The following is a 2,633-nucleotide window of genomic DNA, read 5'->3' on the forward strand; positions in this document are numbered from 1 at the left end:
ATACGTCCCGATAGCGTATTGGAACCGCCTAGTGCGGATCCGCATGCTAGGTGGTGTGGGAGCTGGGGGAGTTAATGCCCCTGGCTACCCGATTTCGGATTAATTTCTTTTAAAACAGATCGCTGTGAGTGCCGGTCCTTTCGAGGCGAATCTCGTCGTCAGACTTCTTGTAGATCAAAACCCAATCGGGTTCTACGTGACAGTCCCATCTGCCTTTCCAATTCCCGATCAGGGGGTGGTTCTTCGCCGATTCGGGCAGCGGCTTACCGTCAAGTAGAAGCTTAACTAGGTGCGTCAGCTTTTTCGGATCTTTGCCTCTCTTGATCTGCTTCTTTATGTCTTTCTTGAATTGGGTCGTTTGAGAGAGCTTCATTCTTCCGTCCAGCTAGCTGTCAGATCCTCCAATGAGTCGAATTCTTCTATCTCCTCATTTCTGTCGCTCCTGTCCAAGGTCCTGGCGGTTAGAGCGTTAGGAACTCGGAGTTCGACTGGAAACTCTCCTCTGAGTGCGATCTGGCGATACAGCAATCTAACCGCTTCGGTAGGGGTCATGCCGATCTGCTTGAGAATGTCTTCAGACCTCTTTTTCGTGGTGCTGTCGAGGCGGGCGTGGACTGTGGCTGTCTTATTCATGGTAAAAACGTAGCACAAGCGCAACACGAGTCAATCCTTTGTTCCGAACGCCGAGGCCATACGTGTAGGCCTTCGCGGAGCGATGGCCGGAATTGTGAGGACCGACTTGATGGCCTTCATTCTTCTTCAAATAATTGATCCAAATCCCTGGATCCTCGAAGTATTCGAACTATGTTTACTTGTGAAGCATCCCGAACAAAGAAGATGATGTATTTCTTGTGGGGAATGCTGAGCAAACCATCGGCAAGTTCGTCTCTTCGACGTCCTATTCCATCAAGTTCGGAAATGCTGATACACTTACGGTAGAGCTGCTCAAGGAAGCGGTCGGCCTTGAGGGGGCTGTCCTTGGCGATGTAGTCCCAGATATCGTCGAGATCCGACTCGGCTTCTTCAGATATGTAGAGATCTCTAGCCATTACGACGCTCTCTTCCTCTCTTTTTGATGCTCTCGATCAGAGAATCGTCCAGCTTCTTCGATCTACCAGCTCTGAGCTGTTCTAGGCCGATTTGGATCTCGGATTGAAGCGATGACAACTTTCTAACGCGTTCCTGCTCAAATTGATGTAGGATACGAAGAGCATCGCGAACAACCTCGGATGATGACCCGTAAAGTCCCGACTGGACCTTGTCTTGAACCCATTTTTCGAGTTCCGGTGTAAGTGACACATTCATGGTTCGAAAGTGAAGTGATGGCGAAAAATGTCAAACTCTGTTATTTCGGCCATCGCAGAGTCCTCACGCGGCGCTTGTCGCCGTTTTGAGCGACGACTTGATATGTGCAATTTTTCCTTCCTCAGAGTGAGGCTGATTTGCCGCATGCGATGTCAAGTCGATCATTATTCTTCGTTTTTGGTTGGTTGGATTCTTCCTTAAATTTTATTCAGTGCAGGATCTTATCTTTTGTGAAGTTGGTTTCTCGATACGTTGTAGGTTTGCTCTTTAGTACAACCCGACCATCTTTCTTCACATATCGCCAAGCTCAGACGACGAGCGCTTGCGCTCGTTGTCTGCGGCGCTTTGTTAGGCTAATTTTTGTTCAAAGGTTTGTAGGAGTTCTTCTAGCTTCTTTCGATCTTCGCTTGAGACAGTCGAATCGTCGACATTTGAAAGTAGACCGTTCACAGCAATTGCTTCGTCTTCGTTTCGGATCTTTCCTCTCTTCAGTATCTTCTTCATGCTTCCTCGGTAGAGCATCAAAAACTGGGAAACAGAAATGCTTCCCTTGCTGAGAAAATACTCGTCGAATTTCAGTAGCTCTCCGTAGGTCTCTGAAAACATCTCTCCGATATCTGTGATGAAGTATTTGAGTTCGGCTCGCAGCGTTTTCTCATCTTTGTTTTTAGACTCGTCGGCGTACTTGATGTAGAAATCGCCCACAGTTTTGTGCTCGGGTTCTTCATTGAAGAATTCACCGGTGACTCTAATGAAGGTGAGGATTTCTGATGTATTCATTTCTGCCTATCAACGCGAAGGCCATACGCGAGGGCCTTTTCGGGTTGATCGTTTTGTGAGTTGTTGGGTTTGAAAATGTCTTGCTTGTTCCCAACTCGGGGCGTTGGCCCGAGTTGTATGAGCCGACTTGTTATCGTAATTCAATTTTTGATCTGTTTGAGTTCAACCCGATCAGTGCAGGAGAACGTCGTAAACCGAGTTCGAGTCAATTTGTCTTGTGGCTTTTAGATTCGATCTGATCAAAGCCAGATTTGTCTTTTTGGTTTGAATACAGAAATCGTTGATTTCCGAATTCCAAGTTACGTCTGAAATAGAGTTGGTGTCGATTTAGGTGTTTCGAATTCTCCTCGCTGAAATCGTCGTCGAAGCGAGTCAGTCAACCTGACTGGCTTCGTGTCTTTTACGCAGTGAAAAGCCGAAGCCTCGTAAGTTCGACATCCATTTTTCTGATAACGTCAAAGTGATGCGATGCCGACTTCGAACAGGTGTCTAAGTCGAAAACTGTTGATTTCGGTAAGCCCGAAGTAAAAGAGGCGGGCGTTTGTCGG

5 protein-coding genes are annotated in these 2,633 nt (G+C 47.2%); all 5 read right to left on the reverse strand.

From position 1 onward, the window contains the following. Positions 1 to 109: 109 nt before the first annotated feature. The 5 genes from QEH53_RS23505 to QEH53_RS23525 all read right to left on the reverse strand — a co-directional run bounded on the left by QEH53_RS23505 (position 110) and on the right by QEH53_RS23525 (position 2,085). Entirely contained in the window at positions 110 to 373 is a 264-nt protein-coding gene (locus QEH53_RS23505; RefSeq protein WP_309025679.1) for a type II toxin-antitoxin system YafQ family toxin, read from the reverse strand. Beyond that, positions 370 to 633, reverse strand: a complete 264-nt coding sequence (locus tag QEH53_RS23510; protein WP_309025680.1) for a type II toxin-antitoxin system RelB/DinJ family antitoxin — start codon at positions 631 to 633, stop codon at positions 370 to 372. The genes QEH53_RS23505 and QEH53_RS23510 overlap by 4 nt, the downstream gene beginning before the upstream one ends. A 116-nt stretch (positions 634 to 749) precedes the next feature. Next, positions 750 to 1,049 (reverse strand): type II toxin-antitoxin system RelE/ParE family toxin, encoded by a 300-nt coding sequence (locus tag QEH53_RS23515; protein WP_309025681.1) that lies wholly within the window; start codon positions 1,047 to 1,049, stop codon positions 750 to 752. Then, positions 1,042 to 1,305 carry a type II toxin-antitoxin system ParD family antitoxin gene (locus QEH53_RS23520; RefSeq protein ID WP_309025682.1) on the reverse strand — a complete coding sequence of 88 codons (264 nt, stop codon included), beginning with the start codon at positions 1,303 to 1,305 and terminating at the stop codon, positions 1,042 to 1,044. The genes QEH53_RS23515 and QEH53_RS23520 overlap by 8 nt, the downstream gene beginning before the upstream one ends. A 348-nt stretch (positions 1,306 to 1,653) precedes the next feature. Beyond that, a complete protein-coding gene (locus tag QEH53_RS23525) occupies positions 1,654 to 2,085 on the reverse strand; it encodes a hypothetical protein (protein WP_309025683.1) in 432 nt (143 codons plus the stop codon). Positions 2,086 to 2,633 lie beyond the last annotated feature (548 nt).

The sequence above is a fragment of the Pelagicoccus sp. SDUM812002 genome (assembly GCF_031127835.1).
GTDB lineage: Bacteria > Verrucomicrobiota > Verrucomicrobiia > Opitutales > Opitutaceae > Pelagicoccus.

Excerpts from the sequence above, each read along its gene's own strand:
- QEH53_RS23520 (WP_309025682.1), bottom strand. The coding sequence starts at position 1,305 with ATGAATGTGTCACTTACACCGGAACTCGAAAAATGGGTTCAAGACAAG.
- QEH53_RS23515 (WP_309025681.1), bottom strand. The coding sequence starts at position 1,049 with ATGGCTAGAGATCTCTACATATCTGAAGAAGCCGAGTCGGATCTCGAC.
- QEH53_RS23505 (WP_309025679.1), bottom strand. The coding sequence starts at position 373 with ATGAAGCTCTCTCAAACGACCCAATTCAAGAAAGACATAAAGAAGCAG.
- QEH53_RS23510 (WP_309025680.1), bottom strand. The coding sequence starts at position 633 with ATGAATAAGACAGCCACAGTCCACGCCCGCCTCGACAGCACCACGAAA.
- QEH53_RS23525 (WP_309025683.1), bottom strand. The coding sequence starts at position 2,085 with ATGAATACATCAGAAATCCTCACCTTCATTAGAGTCACCGGTGAATTC.